The following is a 15389-nucleotide window of genomic DNA, read 5'->3' as shown; positions in this document are numbered from 1 at the left end:
TCGTGCTATATGCAGGGTATGGATAAGAAAAAGGGGGGAAGAAGCCATGGCTCTTTCCCCCCTTTTTATGATGATATGTCCTGTTCTGCTTTTAGGTGGTAGGGATTTTTGTTTTGGGCAGGGGGAGGCATCCTTCTGGCGTGGCAACGCGGAGGAAGTTGGCTAACTCACGGAAGGAGGTTGCTCGTGGGTCGGATGGACGCCAGACAAGGCTAATTGTCCGCCGGGCTTCAGCCTCGTTAAGTTCACGAATCGTAACAAGCCCCTCAAACTCATGCCGATTATTAAGAGCAAGGCGCGGTATGAGGGAGAAACCTTCTCCTGCGCCAATCATGTGCCATAACATTTCCAAGCTAGTTGCAAGACGCTGGTCTTGGGCGCGGAAATTGCTGGGGCAGAGGGAGAGAGCTTGGTCACGCAAGCAATGGCCATCCTCCAACAAGAGCAAATCAGGGCGTGCTAGGTCATTGATGGAGAGATTCTTCTTATGGGCAAGCTCGTGGTCTTTTGGGAACACAGCTAAGAATGGCTCTTGAAAGAGCGGCGCATGCTCTAGCGATTCGGTCGCGGTGGTTGGTGCCATAAAGGCAACATCAAGGCTACCTTGGCGGAGAAGCTGGACAAGGTTTGGCGTTGTATTTTCGCTTAACCGCAAACCGAGCTGAGGGTATTTTTGCCGCAACCGTGGGAGAAGGCCGGGAATATAATAAGGCCCTAAGGTTGGGATAACGCCGATATGCAGCAAGCCATCCAGCGGCCCCGTATGAGCGCGAGCGACTTCTAGCAGATTGCGAGCAGAAGCGAGGACGTCGCGCCCTAAGGCGATGAGTCGTTCACCTTCTGGCGTGGGGGCAACATGCCGGCGGGAGCGTTCGAACAAAGTAACATTAAGAAGCTGCTCTAGCTTGCGTACTTGCTCAGAAAGCCCCGCCTGACTGACGCCACAACGCTCAGCCGCGCGGGAAAAATTACGCAGATCATCAACTGCGACAACATATTCGATGTCCCGTAGGGACAAACCGGAGAGAGGAACGTAGGACATAGAGTCTATCCATAAGCGGAGTTGGAGGCAGAGCCAAGAGGGAAAGATGGAAAGGAATGAAAGATTGATAATGATTCTTAATTATACTCATAATAACTCTCAATTAGACGTTACCCTTAGGGTGGGGTACCAATAAACTTGCTTGACTTTCTCGCGCTTCGGTTGCTCCCATGAGGGGCTCCACAAGTTCGGTGGAAGTTTACACTTTGTTAGTAAATGAGGAGGTCTCCATGCCTGCTATTGGTTCCGAAATTAAGCCTTTTACCGCTCAGGCTTTCCGTGATGGTAAGTTCCTTCAGGTCTCCGATGCGGACCTACGCGGCAAATGGTCTGTCGTCTTCTTCTATCCGGCTGACTTCACCTTTGTCTGTCCGACAGAGCTGGAAGACCTCGCTGAGAATTACGCTACATTCCAAAAGCTGGGTGTAGAGATCTTCGGTGTCTCTACCGATAAGCACTTCACGCATAAAGCATGGCACGACACATCCCCAGCTATTGGGAAGGTGCAGTACACCATGATCGGCGATCCTTCTGGTGATATTGCACGTAACTTCGATGCTCTGCGTGCTGATGGCAGCCACACAGCTGACCGTGCGACCTTCCTGATCGACCCAGAAGGGAAGATCCAGTACATGGAGATCACTTCCGAGGGCGTAGGCCGTAGTGCTGCGGAGCTGCTCGATAAGATCCGTGCCGCTCAGTATGTTGCAGCTCACCCCGGTGAGGTCTGCCCTGCTAAGTGGAAAGAGGGCGGTGATACAGCTACTCTGAACCCTTCTTTGGACCTGGTCGGCAAGATCTGATCACATCCTATTAAGGGATATTGGTGGGGGCCTCTCCCCACCTTTTTGGGGAGGCGTGCTGTGCTGTGGCGCGCCTCCTTTTTCATAGGGCTTATGGCCTTAACAGAGTGTTTTTGAGCACCAGAGCTTCTGGAGAGAATCATGCTGAACGATGATCTTAAAGGCCAGCTGAGAGGGTACCTCCAGCATCTGCGCCATAATATTGTGCTTGTTGCCTCCCTCGATGAGGGCGACAAGTCCCGTGAGATGAAGGAGTTTCTGACAGAAATTTCCGAACTCTCTGATAAAGTTTCCTATCAAGATAATGGCACGGACTCTCGCCGTCCTTCCTTTGTGATTCGTGCTGCGGATTCTGATGTTCAGGTCTGTTTTGCCGGTATCCCAATGGGGCATGAGTTCACCTCTCTGGTGCTGGCTCTGCTACAGGTGGGCGGTCATCCCCCAAAAGTTGAGGCTGAGCAGATTGCGCAGATTAAGGCTCTAAAGGGTGAGTTCCACTTCGAGACCTATTTCTCCCTTTCCTGCCATAACTGCCCAGATGTTGTGCAGGCTCTCAATACGCTGAGCGTGATTAACCCGAACATCCATCATACCGCTATTGATGGGGCATTGTTCCAAGATGAGGTGAATGAGCGTGATGTACGCTCTGTGCCGCAAGTCTTCCTCAATGGGGAGCGTTTCTCCACCGGGCGGATGGAACTGCCGGAGATTCTGGCTAAGATTGATACAGAGGGTGCTGCAAAAGCCTCTGAGAAGCTGAATGATGAAGCCCCGTTTGATACGTTGGTGATTGGCTCCGGCCCAGCAGGCTGTGCTGCGGCGATTTATACCGCGCGTAAAGGTGTGCGGACCGGTATCCTGGCTGAACGCTTTGGTGGTCAGGTCATGGATACAGCCGGGATTGAGAACTTTATCTCTGTACCGGAGACGGAAGGCCCCGCTCTGGCGAAGAATCTGGAGCAGCATGTTCGTAGCTATGATGTTCGTGTCATTACGGCGCAGCGTGCAGCAAAGCTCATCCCTGCTGAGAAGGAAGGTGGGCTGCATGAGATCGTGCTGGAGAGCGGCGCGCATCTTAAGGCGCGTACCATCATTGTGGCAACGGGTGCTCGCTGGCGTCAGCTGAACGTACCGGGCGAGGAAGAATATCGTACACGCGGTGTGGCGTACTGCCCGCATTGTGATGGCCCATTCTTTAAGGGACGTCCGGTGGCTGTGGCTGGCGGTGGTAATAGCGGTGTGGAAGCGGCTATCGACCTCGCCGGTATCGTCTCCCGCGTGACGCTGCTCCAATATGACCCGGTCTTAACAGCCGATGAGGTGCTGCAAAATAAGCTCCGTAGCTTGCCGAATGTCGATATTGTGGTGAATGCACGCACAACCGAGATTCGTGGTGATGGCCGTAAGATGACGGGCCTAAGCTGGCAGGATGTGAAGGATAATAGCGAGCATAGCATCGATGTTGACGGCATCTTTGTGCAGATTGGCTTGTTGCCGAACACAGACTGGCTGAAAGGTGGCAGCATCGAGATGTCCCGCATCGGTGAGATTGGCATTGATGAACGCTGCCGTACCTCCATCCCCGGCGTGTTCGCCGCTGGTGATGCGACCACGGTGCCTTATAAGCAGATCATCATCGCTATGGGTGAAGGGGCAAAAGCCGCTCTCTCCGCCTTTGACCATTTGATCCGCGTCCCAGCAGCCTCCTAAAGCTTAGCGGCTCTGAAGGGAGAAAAGGCCGGTGTAAGAGCCGGCCTTTTCTATGTCTGGTATTAGGCTAAGGCGGGCTGGAGGTCCTCAAGACTCAGGGTTGTAAGCTGGCTGTGATGCAGTAAATGCACACCCGTTGCGTGGGCTAATTGCCGAGCGGAGCGTGTGTAACCGGCATTAGAGACCACAGCAGCATAATGAGCATGACGATGCTGTCGTGCTGTAAAAATCTCCTGCACGGCCTTATTGCCGACTGGTCGTGTATAAAGCTTGCATTGAACAACAAAATGAATACCCGCTTGCTCGGCAAGAATATCCACCCCTTGGTCACTCCCCGGTGGGGTTGCTACGGCTTTCCAGCCTGCTTTACAGAGCAACCCTGCACAAAAACGCTCATAATCTAGCGGGTCCATAGCAGTTGTGAATTGTTCTGGGGGAAGGTCTGGCGCGCTATCTTGTAGTTGGGTAAGGGCGTTTTGTTGGCGTTTGAGGAGAGTTTTTGTAACCCGATGAATACGCCGCATGATAGGCTTTTGGAGGATAGGCCAAAATTGCCCGAGTGTCTGCTGGTTTAAAGCCGGACGTAAAATAGCGCGGCAAAAATAGTCCAGCTCCGTATCCCAGCGTTTTTTATGGATGATGCCGTAATGATCCTTCGTCAAACATGTCTGGCGGCGTTGTGCGAGCGTATTTTGGTGTTGGACAATCAGGCGGCATAGTACAAGCCATGCTTTGCGCTTGCGTTTGACGTAACGGCGATATTGCAAAAAGAGGATAGCGAAGAAGCAGACTAGCCCAAAATCTGCTGGGAGGATGGCGATAGCGTGTCCGGGCAAAAATGACGGCACGGTCGCAATCATATAGCGCGTTGCTCCTATAAGGAACATGGTGCCGACACTCGGAATTGAACCGAGGACCTACTGATTACGAATCAGTTGCTCTACCCCTGAGCTATGTCGGCGTCCGGTCGAGCCTATACAAAAAATTACAAAGGGGGGCAATGGTATGGGTAAAATTATTTCTTGTTAAGAGGGCGAAGGAGGCTTGCAGAGAGGCGCGCAACAGAGCATGAGAAGATGATGCTTAGAAAAGACCATTTTCATAAGGGGTTGTGGATCCAAGGCGGGTCCTTGAGTTTCACACGGCAGGAGAGCGAGCAGCCACATCTTAAAATTGTGGAAGGCGTGCATGAATGTGCTGGCTGTGGCCTGTTTCAGCATTTCCCACCGTTAAAGCCCGGTCATGTGCTGACTTGTGCACGGTGTGGGGAGACAATGGCCCGCCGCCGTAAAACTGATGAGATTGGCGGGCCGTTAATTTTCTGCCTTGCCTCTTTGGCTCTGTACATTGTGTTATTGGTCAGCCCGCTTTTGACGATCAATGTCTATGGGCGGGAGAGCACGGTATCGCTTTATCGCGGCCCGATGGAGCTGGCCCGACAAGGCTTTGGTGGAATTAGTATTCTAGTATTGCTTGCAAGCGTGCTGATGCCTGGCATTGTTCTATGTCTTATGGCGGTGATTTTATACGGAGCGTCACGCCGTGAGATGCCCTTATGGGTGCGCCCGCTTATGGCATGGTATGAGCGGTTACGCCCATGGTCCATGATAGAGGTCTTCGTTATTGGGGTTTTGGTGGCTTATACCAAATTGGTGGACCTCGCTCTTGTTACACTCCAGCCGGGGGTGTTTTTGCTGGGCGGATTGATGCTGTTGATGGCGGCGATGGATTCTACATTCGATGTAGAGATGATCTGGCATCATCGCTCTGTCCAGCAGCGGCGTAAATTAGGTGTGTATCAGATAGAAAACCGCATCATCCCACCGGAGAAGCATATGCTCTCCTGCCATGCGTGCGGTATGAGCTTTGTAGCACGGCATGTTGTGGATGATGAGCGCGATATGGGAGATTGCCCTCGTTGTGGGCAGATATTACGGCGGCGGAAGCGCAACGGATTACGCGCTGCTTTGTCATTTTTATTGGCAGCGTTAATTTTTTACATTCCCGCTAATTTATTGCCTGTTATGGCCTTTATCAGGATGGGCCACGGCCATCCCAGCACAATTATCTCTGGCGTGATACAGCTTTGGCAATCCGACCTTTATTTTCTAGCCTTACTTGTCTTATTTGCGAGTATCACCGTGCCCGTTTTAAAGATTGTCCTGCTGGGCTTGATGATTATCTGCCAATATCGTGGGAAGGCGAGCCTTGCAGGGCTGAGGCGACTTACCCGGCTTTATAAACTCGTTGTTGTTATTGGCCGTTGGTCGATGATTGATGTGTTCATGATTTCCATTTTGGCGGCTGTTGTGCGCTTTGGCATTATGGCAAGTGTTGAGGCCGAGCCCGGTGTGGTCTTTTTTGCCATGGTGGTGGTATTAACTATTTTCGCAGCGGATTTGTATGACCCACGCTGCATGTGGGATGCCGCAGGGTATAATCAAGAATCGTTTGATCGCGCCTCGCAAAAAGGGGAAAGCGATAAACCGGCATTACAGGATATGGAGCCCGAAAAAGCGTGAGTGACGAGCAGCATAAGAAACATCCGGGCCATTGGCGTGATGTAGCCGGGGAGACCCGCCCAGCCCGCTTTTCCGTTCTTTGGATTATTCCTGTCATTGCGTTGGGCATATCAGGTTGGTTGGCATGGCAGCATTTTGCCACGATGGGCCCGCGTATTGTTATTTCCTTTGATGCCGCTGATGGCATTATCCCCGGCCAAACACAGGTGAAAAACAAGGCCGTCACCTTGGGTGTTGTGCAGTCTGTCACGCTAAGCCCAGACATGACCCATGCTGATGTTACCGTCCAAATGAGCGGTATCGATTCTCGCGCGTTAAATGAGCATACGCGCTTTTGGGTTGTAAGCCCGCGTATTAATGGGACGAGCATTACTGGGTTGGATACGCTCTTTTCCGGGGCTTATATTGCGATGGACCCCGGCGATCCAAAAGGGGGGCGGTATCAAAGCCATTTTCAGGGGTTGAAGAACCCTCCAGGTGTGCGGTCTGACCAGCCGGGGAGCATGTATTGGTTGGTCTCCTCCAAGCTGGACTCTCTTGGGCCGGGTGCGCCTATCTTCTACCGTGATATGCAGGTAGGTGAGGTGCTGGGATATACTGTACCTCCCGGGGGTGAAGGTCCCTTGCTGTTGCGCGTGTTTGTTAAAGCCCCGTATGACCGTTATTTGCGGACCGATAGCCGTTTTTGGAATGTCTCTGGGATGCAGATTGGTTTTGGCCCCGGTGGGTTGAAGATTCGTTTGCAATCCATTCAAGCGTTGCTGTCTGGCGGTGTTGCCTTTGGGCGGCCTGATAAAGTGCAGGATGAGGATACACCTGTAGCGGCGTCTAATTCCGTGTTTCATCTTTATGAGACGCAGGATGACGCTGATAATGCCCGGTATCGGCACCGTGTACGGGTAGTTACTTATGTTGATGCAGCCGTTGGTGGGCTAACAGAAGGGAGCAAGGTCACCATGTTTGGCCTGCAAATTGGCCAAGTAACAGGTGTCCATCTGGAGCTGGGTAATAAATCCCATAATCCTCGCGTGCGTGTTGAGATGCAGTTAGAACCCGAACGTGTTGTTGGGGAAAGCGATGGCGACCCGAAGAATATGTCCCAATTATTGGGCGATTTTGTTGCAGAAGGGATGCGGGCTTCGGTCCAGAATGTCAGCTTCCTGACAGGGGAATCGATGATTGCCTTCACTTTTGTTCATGAGGCCGCCGGGAAGCCTGCCACTCTCTCTTTTGAAGGGGGGGTGGCTGTTATCCCCAGCGAACCGGGTGGTATGGATGGTATCCTTCAGTCTGTCTCCACGATTACGAATAAGATTTCTGCCATGCCGCTGACGCAAATAGGCGAGCATTTGAGCGACCTCTTAGCCCATAGTGATGAGCGAATCAGTAGCCCTGATACGGCGCGCTCTCTTACAGCTTTGCGGGCCTCTTTAGAGTCGTTGAATCATTTGCTGAGCCATGCAGACCAGAATCTCCCCGCGATTATGGAGAATCTCAATGGGGCTTTGGGCCAAGCAAAGACCCTGCTTGGGGCTTATGGAGGGGATACAGATGCCCGCCGAAATATTGAGGCCCTTATTGTACAACTGACGCGGATGTCCCATTCCTTCCAGATGCTAGCAGATTATCTGGACCGTCATCCTTCGTCCCTTATCGTTGGCCGGAAGCATTGATTTATGATGAAGTTTTCTCATATCCCCTCGCTCTTTTTGCGTAAGAAGGGGGGGCGTTTGGCCCTCCTCGGTGCGGTCTGCGTGGGAAGTGGTGTTATGCTTACCGCATGTAGTAGTGGGCCAACCGCCTATTATGTGCTGGCCCCTCAGGAGGGGGTGGTTGCACCCTCCCTTGTGGGGATGACAGTGCCGCAAGTGGTTGAGGTGCGGACGCCATCAGTAACGGCGCGGCTGGATAAAGATGGCATTGTGCAAGTAACACGCAACGCGCAGGACCACATCATCCCCGGTGCCGCATGGAGCGAGCCGCTTAATGAGATGATAGGCCATACGTTAGTTGCGAATCTGCGCCAACGCTTGCCGGGTCATATCGTGTTTTCACAAAATGAATCGGTAGCGGTAGGGCCAGGAGCCTTTGTGGAGTTAAGCCTCTCCCAGTTTGAGGAAGATGATGCAGACCATGCTATTATTAAAGGCGTGTTGTCAGCGCATCGCGTAGGGGCATCACCGGCAGAGGCGCGTGCGGTCCCAGTGCAATGGGTATCGTCTCAACCTGTAATGGGAGGGCAGGCTGCGTTGGTAGCTCGATTGGCAGAAGGGCTAGGGGCACTGTCAGACCAAACGATCCAGCTGTTATCTAGCTTGCCGCCTTCCACACGGTAAAAACTAACAGATCTAGCTTGGTATGTGATGAACCCTCTATGAATCATCTCGATTCGTAGAGGGTTTTAGGTAGATAGCTTAATAAAAAAGCCACCGCCCTTTAGGAGAAAGTGTAGGTGGCTTTTATAATGAGAAGAAAGACGGGTAAGCTTTCTTAGAGCTTCTCAACCTGATTATAATCAAGATCAACTGGGGTGGAGCGTCCAAAGATGGAGACGCTCACCTTCAAGCGTTGATTCTCTGTATCAATATCTTCAACACTGCCATTGAAGGAGGTGAAAGGCCCATCAGAGACGCGGACTTGTTCACCAATTTCAAAGCTGAGGCTGGAGCGTGGACGTTCCACACCTTCCTGTGCCTGCTGGAGGATGCGCTTAGCTTCTGCATTGCTAATCGGCGTTGGCTGATTATTACGCGTCCCCAAGAAGCCCGTTACTTTGGGCGTGTTCTTGACGAGATGCCACGCTTGGTCCGTCAGCTCCATTTTCACCAGCACATAGCCGGGGAAGAACTTCCGTTCCGCATTCACTTTGCGCCCACGGCGCACCTCCGTAACCTCCTCAGAAGGTACAAGAACCTCCTCAAACTGGTCACTCAAGCCCTTTTTATCGGCTTGCTCACGGATATGCTCGGCAATCTTTTTCTCGAAGCCTGAATAAACATGCACAACATACCAACGCTTTGCCATGATGTTTCTTTAGCCTCCGATACCCAAGATTTTACTGATTCCCAGACCAATCACTTGGTCCACGATAAAGAAGAAAATGCAGGTCGCAACGACCATTGCCAACACGGCACCCGTCGTCACAATAGTGTTGCGCCGTGTGGGCCATGTTACACGTTTGGCCTCGGCACGAACATCTGCAAAATATCTGCGAAGGCTGAATCCTTGGCCTTTCTGGGCCGGGGGCCTTTTCGGCGAAGTGCCTTTCGGCTTTGTGACCGACACCATTATCCTCAAATCGACTGCGGCCATCACAGCTTGCCTCATTGTAAGGCAAGCGGTTCAGGCAGGGTATGACGTGGCAGGGGTGGAGGGTCTCGAACCCGCAACCTCCGGTTTTGGAGACCGGCGCTCTAGCCAATTGAGCTACACCCCTTCAGGGTCGAATCGACCTTAACCATCCTTCCATGCGGTTGGATGATGGGCAGGAAAAGATAACGAGAACGCTATAAAGTCAAGAGCTATCTCCATGAAAATTAGCATGAAAATAGAAAAACTTTATTATTTCCTTCTTATGGGAGAATCTCTTGCATAGAAGAAGCGGGATGAGCTATAAGCCCCAGCGCATCGAGCGGGCGTAGCATAATGGCTAATGCAGTAGCCTTCCAAGCTTCTGATGAGGGTTCGATTCCCTTCGCCCGCTCCAGCATTTTCTCATAAATAAATTCAGTGCCGCTATGCTTCCTGTGCAAGGGCAGCTTTTGCAGCAAGATGATATGGCCTTCTCTCAGCAGGGTTTTGAGGGGGGCTGTTTTCCTATTTATCTACGCTTTTCCTTCTGCGTTGTACGCAGGTCTTATTGTTGCAATAACAGCTTTATTTCAGGGGGTTGTTAGGCCGTATTGCCTTTTTGCGTTCCCTTAAAAGGATAGATTTTTTCTCTCATAAGATGAGGCGATAAAGAGGGGGTAAATCGCTGTGTCCTAGAGGGTATCTTACCCCTTCATGAGGGGGCATAGCGGGGTAGGGCGCGTAGTTGCGTTGGCGGTAAAGGCCGTGTTAGTGGTTATGAACGAAACGCTGACCGGGTTCCGGTTCTAGGAGGGGTCATATCGTATGGCATCGTCTTGGGGCGTACCGGTCAGGGGGCTGGGAAACTGGCCAACAAGCAGAACCTCATGAAGACGGAATGAGCCCGTGACGGTTGCACAGGATAAGCAGGTCAGAACGCCCGGAGAAGTGGCGCAGCGTTATGCAAAGGCCTTTGAGGATTATCTCTCGGACAGCAGACAAGATACAGCGGATGTCCTGAAGCAGGTGGGCTTATTGCGTGATGCAATTGCTCAATGTGAGGATCTCCGTATCGCGTTGGCTGACCCTCGGCTTGACCTTAGGCAGGCAGAAGGTGTGGTGAAGGCCCTTGTCTCAGCTTTAGGGTTGGGGGACGCGGTACGCCGCTTTGTCGGTTTTATCGCACGGCAACGCCGTCTTGCGGGCTTAGATGAGATTCTCTACGCCGTTCTTCTCTTAGACGCACAACAGCGCGGAGAAGTACCCGTAGAAGTAACGACAGCACAACCTCTGGATGATGGCCAACGCGAAGCTCTTCGCGCCGGTCTCCAGCAGGCTGGCTATAACAATGTCGCTATAACCGAGCGTGTCGATCAATCCCTTTTAGGGGGTATGACGGTGCGTGTTGGTTCTGTTCTTTTTGATACATCGATCGCCGGGCGTCTGGCCCGTCTGCAGAACGCCATGAAGGGAGCCGCGTGATGGATATCCGTCCCGCCGAGATTTCAGAAATCCTCAAGCAGCAAATCGCGTCTTTCGATCAGCCTGAAGCCGTGTCAGAGACGGGTACCGTTCTCTCCATTGGGGATGGTATTGCTCGTGTCTATGGTCTGACCAATGTGCAGGCCGGTGAGATGGTTGAGTTTGAGGGGAGTGGCGTGCGCGGCATGGCCCTCAACCTTGAGAATGATAGCGTGGGTGTCGTTGTTTTTGGTGATGGCGATGACATCAGCGAGGGTGATACCGTCCTGCGGACGGGTAAAGTGGTGGAGGTCCCCGTTGGTAAGGGGCTTCTAGGGCGTGTTGTGGATGCGTTGGGGAACCCGATTGATGGTCGTGGCCCCATTAAGGATGATATTGAATATCGCCGCGCTGATGTCCGCGCCCCAGGCATTATGCCTCGTCAGTCTGTTAGCGAGCCTATGCAGACAGGGATTAAAGCCATTGATGCGCTTGTGCCTATCGGGCGTGGCCAGCGTGAGCTTGTGATTGGTGACCGCCAGACAGGTAAAACCGCCATTCTGGTTGATACAATCATCGCTCAGAAAGCTGTAAACTCCGAGGGTGACCCTAAAAAGACGCTCTATTGTATTTATGTTGCTATCGGGCAGAAGCGTTCCACAGTGGCAAACCTCGTGCGTAAGCTGACAGAAGCCGGGGCGATGGAATACTCCATCGTTGTGGCCGCGACAGCCTCCGATGCCGCACCAATGCAGTATCTCGCCCCTTATTCTGCCTCGGCTATGGGTGAGTATTTCCGCGATAATGGCATGCACTCCCTGCTTTGCTATGATGACCTTTCCAAGCAGGCTGTTGCTTATCGTCAAATGTCCTTGCTTCTGCGCCGTCCGCCGGGGCGTGAGGCGTTCCCCGGGGATGTGTTCTATCTCCATTCCCGCCTTTTGGAGCGTTCCGCCAAGATGTCCGATAAATGCGGTGGCGGTTCCATGACAGGTCTGCCGGTGATTGAGACGCAAGCCGGTGATACATCTGCTTACATTCCTACCAATGTGATTTCCATCACCGATGGGCAGATCTTCTTGGAGACAGACCTGTTCTATAAAGGGATTCGTCCTGCTGTGAATGTTGGTGGGTCCGTGTCCCGTGTGGGATCGGCAGCGCAAATTAAGGCGATGAAGCAGGTTGCTGGGAGCATCAAGCTAGAGCTAGCTCAGTATCGTGAGATGGCCTCTTTTGCTCAGTTTGCTTCTGACCTCGACCCTGCTACGCGCCGTCAGCTAGACCGTGGTGCCCGATTGGTGGAGCTGCTCAAACAGCCAGAAACTGCGCCACTCTCCGCTGCTGAGCAAGTGGTGGTGTTGTACGCTGGTACGCATGGTTATTTGGACTCTGTTGCCGTGAACCAAGTGACTTCTTATGAGGCTTCCCTTCTGGAGGAAGTCCGCCGTAGCGGTAAGGACCTCTTGGAGAAGATTCATACAGAGAAGCAGCTCACACCGGAGAGCGAGGGCGCGTTGAAGTCCTTGCTAGACGCTTTCGGCAAACGGTTTACGGCCTGAGGATTTAGGTCATGGCTTCAATGAAGGAACTGCGCGGGAGGATTGCCGGGGTTAAATCAACCCGGAAGATTACCAGCGCAATGAAAATGGTCGCCGCCTCGAAATTGAGGCGCGTCCAGAATCAAACCGAAGCAGCCCGCCCTTATGCCGATACAATGCGGCGTATGATGGGTGAGTTAGCCGCGGCCTCTCAGGGGATGGACCCCTCTACTCTGCCTCCGCTACTAGCGGGGACAGGTAAGGATAATGTGCATCTCCTCGTGGTTGTGACGTCCGATCGTGGTTTGGCGGGTGGCTTTAATGCCAATATCATCCGTCTCGCCCGGCAGGAGATTGCAGCTTTGCAAGCTGAGGGGCGCACAGTGCGTTTGCTCACAGTCGGGCGTAAGGGGACGGATGTTTTTCAGCGTTACTACCCCGACCTCATTGTAGAGTCGCTTCATAACGATGCCAGCACTCAAAAAACGGCCTATGCCTTGGCTCAGAAATTGGCCAAAAAGGTTACGGAGATGGTCGAGGCTGGGGAGATTGACGCCTGCGCACTCATGCGGAATCGCTTTGTGAATGCGATGACACAAGATGCGGAGAAGCTTGGTCTCGTTCCGCTTCCCGTGGTGGAAAATGATGGTGCCGCCGCTAATAAGCGGGAGGATGGTGCCATTTATGAGTTTGAGCCTGATGGCCACGGGTTGCTTGCGCAGCTTCTACCGCGCAATCTGGAAGTACAGTTCTATTCTGGACTTTTAGAGAGTGCCGCTGGCGAGCAAGGGGCTCGTATGACGGCTATGGATAATGCTAGCCGTAATGCGAGCAAGGCTATCGAGCGTCTGTCACTTACATATAACCGTACGCGGCAGGCCAACATTACTAATGAGCTGATCGAAATTATTTCCGGCGCGGAAGCCGTCTGAGATCATGCAGGAGAGAAATCTGATGTCTGAGGGAATCAACCGCTCTGCTGACCATGCCGGCGTAGGTGTCGGACGGATCACCCAGATTCGTGGACCTGTGGTGGATGTTCAGTTTACGGACAAGCTACCCCATATTCTGAATGCACTTCATGTGAAGAATGGTGACCAAACCATTATTCTGGAAGTCGCGCAGGAAATTGGTGAGCATCAAGTTCGCTGTATCGCTATGGAGGGGACCGATGGTCTCACCCGCGGGGCAGAGGTAACCGATACAGGGGAGCAGATTACTGTTCCTGTTGGGCCAGCAACATTAGGCCGTATCCTGAACGTTGTTGGTGAGCCTGTCGATGAGCGCGGCCCGGTTAAGACGGACCAACGCTTTCCGATTCATCGCCCTGCCCCATCTTTTGAGGAGCAAGCCGCCAATACGGAGATTCTCGTAACGGGGATTAAAGTGATCGATCTTCTCTGCCCTTATCTGAAGGGTGGTAAGATTGGCCTTTTCGGTGGTGCTGGTGTTGGTAAGACCGTTATTATTCAGGAGCTTATCAATAACATTGCTAAGGCGCATGGTGGTGTGTCTGTGTTCGCCGGTGTGGGTGAGCGCACGCGTGAAGGGAACGACCTGTATTACGAGATGCAGGGTGCAGGCGTTATCAAGCTTGATAAAAATGGCGGTGATGGCGGCTCCAAAGTGGCCCTTGTCTATGGGCAGATGAATGAGCCACCCGGTGCCCGTGCGCGTGTTGCTTTGACGGGCCTTTCTGTCGCGGAATATTTCCGTGATGTGGAAGGGCAAGATGTTCTCTTCTTCGTGGATAATATCTTCCGTTTCACACAGGCCGGTTCTGAGGTGTCTGCTCTGTTAGGGCGTATTCCTTCCGCCGTGGGGTATCAGCCTACCTTGGCAACAGAGATGGGCGCATTGCAGGAGCGCATTACCTCTACAAAGAAGGGATCCATTACGTCCGTTCAGGCTGTGTACGTCCCTGCGGATGACTTGACTGACCCGGCTCCTGCCGCGACCTTCGCCCACTTGGATGCAACAACGGTGCTTAACCGTTCCATCGCTGAGATGGGGATTTATCCAGCTGTTGATCCTCTGGATTCCACCTCTCGCTCTTTGGATCCTAAGATTGTGGGGGAAGAGCATTACGAAGTCGCACGCGCTGTGCAAAGCACGCTTCAGAACTACAAAGAATTGCAAGATATTATTGCAATTTTGGGTATGGATGAGCTTTCTGAAGAAGATAAGCTTATCGTTGGTCGCGCACGGCGTATCCAGCGTTTCTTGTCTCAGCCCTTCCATGTTGCTGAGGTCTTTACGGGCTCTCCGGGGAAGCTGGTCGCTCTGGAAGATACAGTGCGGTCCTTTAAGGCTGTTGTGAATGGTGAGTGTGACGATTTGCCAGAAGGTGCCTTCTACATGGTTGGTTCCATCGAGGAAGCTAAGCTTAAAGCCGAGAAGATGAAGCAGGAGGGTTGATCCATGCCGCTTCGCACCGAGATTGTGAGTCCGGAGAAACGCTATACCGACCGTGAGGTCGATATGGTGGTTGTTCCGGGGACTGAGGGGGACATTGCGGCCATGCCAGGCCGCGCCCCATTGATGTTGCAGCTCCGCGGTGGGGTTGTCACCTTGTATCAGGATGGCAAGGTTCTGGAGCGTTGCTTCGTTGGGGGTGGTTTTGTCGATATGACAGCAGACCACTGCACGATTCTCGCCGATTCGGTGCGCGCTTTGGAGGACCTCTCCATTGATGATGCTCGTCAGACGCTTAATGAGCTAAAAAGCCAATGGACAAGCGTTGGGCCTGATGAAATCGAGCTTCGCGAGAGCTTGAGTCGCCAGATTCAGATTGTCCGTGCTGAGATTGAAGTGGCTCAAAAAGTCCAACAACATGACCTCAAGGCTCTTTAAGCTTAGAGAGTGCGTGATTTAAGAGAATGCCGTCTCCTGTGAAGGAGGCGGCTTTTTTTATGTTCAGGCTCACAGGGATTTTGTTTTTAGGAATGGCATTGGGTGATTTGTGAGGGGGAGTGATTTTTTAATAATTGGCTGTTTTCTGCGTTTTTTGAAGATTATGTGA

The 15389-nt window shown here is 52.6% G+C and carries 14 protein-coding genes and 3 tRNA genes; 11 read left to right on the top strand and 6 right to left on the bottom strand.

The window, feature by feature from the left end:
• Positions 1-91 precede the first annotated feature (91 nt).
• The gene (locus NQF89_RS08170; protein WP_155573936.1) at positions 92-1042 is read right to left on the bottom strand and encodes a hydrogen peroxide-inducible genes activator; all 951 of its coding nucleotides are present in this window, start codon (positions 1040-1042) and stop codon (positions 92-94) included.
• Positions 1043-1272: 230 nt separating this feature from the next.
• On the opposite strand from NQF89_RS08170, the gene ahpC reads away from it, so the two are divergent.
• Both ahpC and ahpF read left to right on the top strand, forming a co-directional pair.
• Positions 1273-1845 carry an alkyl hydroperoxide reductase subunit C gene (gene ahpC / locus NQF89_RS08165; protein ID WP_099027534.1) on the top strand — a complete coding sequence of 191 codons (573 nt, stop codon included), beginning with the start codon at positions 1273-1275 and terminating at the stop codon, positions 1843-1845.
• Positions 1846-1986: 141 nt separating this feature from the next.
• Complete coding sequence (ahpF, locus tag NQF89_RS08160) at positions 1987-3555, top strand: alkyl hydroperoxide reductase subunit F (RefSeq protein WP_155573935.1); 1569 nt, start codon at positions 1987-1989, stop codon at positions 3553-3555.
• A 62-nt stretch (positions 3556-3617) separates the two neighbouring features.
• Here ahpF and NQF89_RS08155 read toward each other — a convergent pair whose 3' ends face one another.
• Together NQF89_RS08155 and NQF89_RS08150 are read right to left on the bottom strand one after the other, a co-directional pair.
• Positions 3618-4415, bottom strand: a complete 798-nt coding sequence (locus NQF89_RS08155; protein ID WP_266137932.1) for a restriction endonuclease — start codon at positions 4413-4415, stop codon at positions 3618-3620.
• A 26-nt stretch (positions 4416-4441) separates the two neighbouring features.
• Positions 4442-4516, bottom strand: a tRNA-Thr gene (locus NQF89_RS08150).
• 169 nt (positions 4517-4685) lie between these two features.
• On the opposite strand from NQF89_RS08150, the gene NQF89_RS08145 reads away from it, so the two are divergent.
• The 3 genes from NQF89_RS08145 to NQF89_RS08135 are packed head-to-tail and all read left to right on the top strand — an operon-like array spanning position 4686 to position 8413.
• Positions 4686-6077 (top strand): paraquat-inducible protein A, encoded by a 1392-nt coding sequence (locus NQF89_RS08145; protein ID WP_230873214.1) that lies wholly within the window; start codon positions 4686-4688, stop codon positions 6075-6077.
• Positions 6074-7750, top strand: a complete 1677-nt coding sequence (locus NQF89_RS08140; protein WP_266137931.1) for a PqiB family protein — start codon at positions 6074-6076, stop codon at positions 7748-7750. Before NQF89_RS08145 ends, NQF89_RS08140 begins: the two co-directional genes overlap by 4 nt.
• Positions 7751-7753: 3 nt before the next feature.
• Positions 7754-8413, top strand: coding sequence for a PqiC family protein (locus NQF89_RS08135; protein ID WP_266137930.1), 660 nt, complete (start codon positions 7754-7756; stop codon positions 8411-8413).
• 154 nt (positions 8414-8567) lie between these two features.
• Here NQF89_RS08135 and nusG read toward each other — a convergent pair whose 3' ends face one another.
• The 3 genes from nusG to NQF89_RS08120 all read right to left on the bottom strand — a co-directional run bounded on the left by nusG (position 8568) and on the right by NQF89_RS08120 (position 9513).
• On the bottom strand, positions 8568-9101 hold the full coding sequence (nusG, locus tag NQF89_RS08130) for a transcription termination/antitermination protein NusG (protein ID WP_155573932.1): 534 nt from the start codon (positions 9099-9101) through the stop codon (positions 8568-8570).
• 9 nt (positions 9102-9110) lie between these two features.
• Complete coding sequence (gene secE / locus NQF89_RS08125) at positions 9111-9365, bottom strand: preprotein translocase subunit SecE (RefSeq protein ID WP_155573974.1); 255 nt, start codon at positions 9363-9365, stop codon at positions 9111-9113.
• 71 nt (positions 9366-9436) lie between these two features.
• Positions 9437-9513: transfer RNA gene (locus NQF89_RS08120), tRNA-Trp, on the bottom strand.
• 195 nt (positions 9514-9708) lie between these two features.
• Here NQF89_RS08120 and NQF89_RS08115 point away from each other — a divergent pair.
• The 6 genes from NQF89_RS08115 to atpC all read left to right on the top strand — a co-directional run bounded on the left by NQF89_RS08115 (position 9709) and on the right by atpC (position 15220).
• Positions 9709-9783: transfer RNA gene (locus NQF89_RS08115), tRNA-Gly, on the top strand.
• Between the two features lie 491 nt (positions 9784-10274).
• Positions 10275-10850, top strand: a complete 576-nt coding sequence (atpH, locus tag NQF89_RS08110; protein ID WP_266137929.1) for an ATP synthase F1 subunit delta — start codon at positions 10275-10277, stop codon at positions 10848-10850.
• Complete coding sequence (gene atpA / locus NQF89_RS08105; protein WP_155573931.1) at positions 10850-12388, top strand: F0F1 ATP synthase subunit alpha; 1539 nt, start codon at positions 10850-10852, stop codon at positions 12386-12388. The genes atpH and atpA overlap by 1 nt, the downstream gene beginning before the upstream one ends.
• 11 nt (positions 12389-12399) lie before the next feature.
• Entirely contained in the window at positions 12400-13299 is a 900-nt protein-coding gene (locus NQF89_RS08100) for a F0F1 ATP synthase subunit gamma (RefSeq protein ID WP_155578920.1), read from the top strand.
• Positions 13300-13321: 22 nt separating this feature from the next.
• A complete protein-coding gene (gene atpD, locus NQF89_RS08095; RefSeq protein WP_155573929.1) occupies positions 13322-14785 on the top strand; it encodes a F0F1 ATP synthase subunit beta in 1464 nt (487 codons plus the stop codon).
• Positions 14786-14788: 3 nt separating this feature from the next.
• Complete coding sequence (atpC, locus tag NQF89_RS08090) at positions 14789-15220, top strand: ATP synthase F1 subunit epsilon (protein ID WP_266137928.1); 432 nt, start codon at positions 14789-14791, stop codon at positions 15218-15220.
• Positions 15221-15389: the final 169 nt, after the last annotated feature.

Origin of the sequence: Bombella pollinis (assembly GCF_026385485.1) — a bacterium.
GTDB classification, from domain to species: Bacteria; Pseudomonadota; Alphaproteobacteria; order Acetobacterales; family Acetobacteraceae; genus Bombella; species Bombella pollinis.
The sequence above is the reverse complement of the archived record's forward strand: the minus strand, read 5'-3'. Positions and strand labels throughout refer to the sequence as shown.

Excerpts from the sequence above, each read along its gene's own strand:
- nusG (WP_155573932.1), bottom strand. The coding sequence starts at position 9,101 with ATGGCAAAGCGTTGGTATGTTGTGCATGTTTATTCAGGCTTCGAGAAA.
- NQF89_RS08135 (WP_266137930.1), top strand. The coding sequence starts at position 7,754 with ATGATGAAGTTTTCTCATATCCCCTCGCTCTTTTTGCGTAAGAAGGGG.
- atpC (WP_266137928.1), top strand. The coding sequence starts at position 14,789 with ATGCCGCTTCGCACCGAGATTGTGAGTCCGGAGAAACGCTATACCGAC.
- atpD (WP_155573929.1), top strand. The coding sequence starts at position 13,322 with ATGTCTGAGGGAATCAACCGCTCTGCTGACCATGCCGGCGTAGGTGTC.
- NQF89_RS08155 (WP_266137932.1), bottom strand. The coding sequence starts at position 4,415 with ATGATTGCGACCGTGCCGTCATTTTTGCCCGGACACGCTATCGCCATC.
- NQF89_RS08170 (WP_155573936.1), bottom strand. The coding sequence starts at position 1,042 with ATGTCCTACGTTCCTCTCTCCGGTTTGTCCCTACGGGACATCGAATAT.
- NQF89_RS08100 (WP_155578920.1), top strand. The coding sequence starts at position 12,400 with ATGGCTTCAATGAAGGAACTGCGCGGGAGGATTGCCGGGGTTAAATCA.
- ahpC (WP_099027534.1), top strand. The coding sequence starts at position 1,273 with ATGCCTGCTATTGGTTCCGAAATTAAGCCTTTTACCGCTCAGGCTTTC.
- ahpF (WP_155573935.1), top strand. The coding sequence starts at position 1,987 with ATGCTGAACGATGATCTTAAAGGCCAGCTGAGAGGGTACCTCCAGCAT.
- secE (WP_155573974.1), bottom strand. The coding sequence starts at position 9,365 with ATGGTGTCGGTCACAAAGCCGAAAGGCACTTCGCCGAAAAGGCCCCCG.
- atpA (WP_155573931.1), top strand. The coding sequence starts at position 10,850 with ATGGATATCCGTCCCGCCGAGATTTCAGAAATCCTCAAGCAGCAAATC.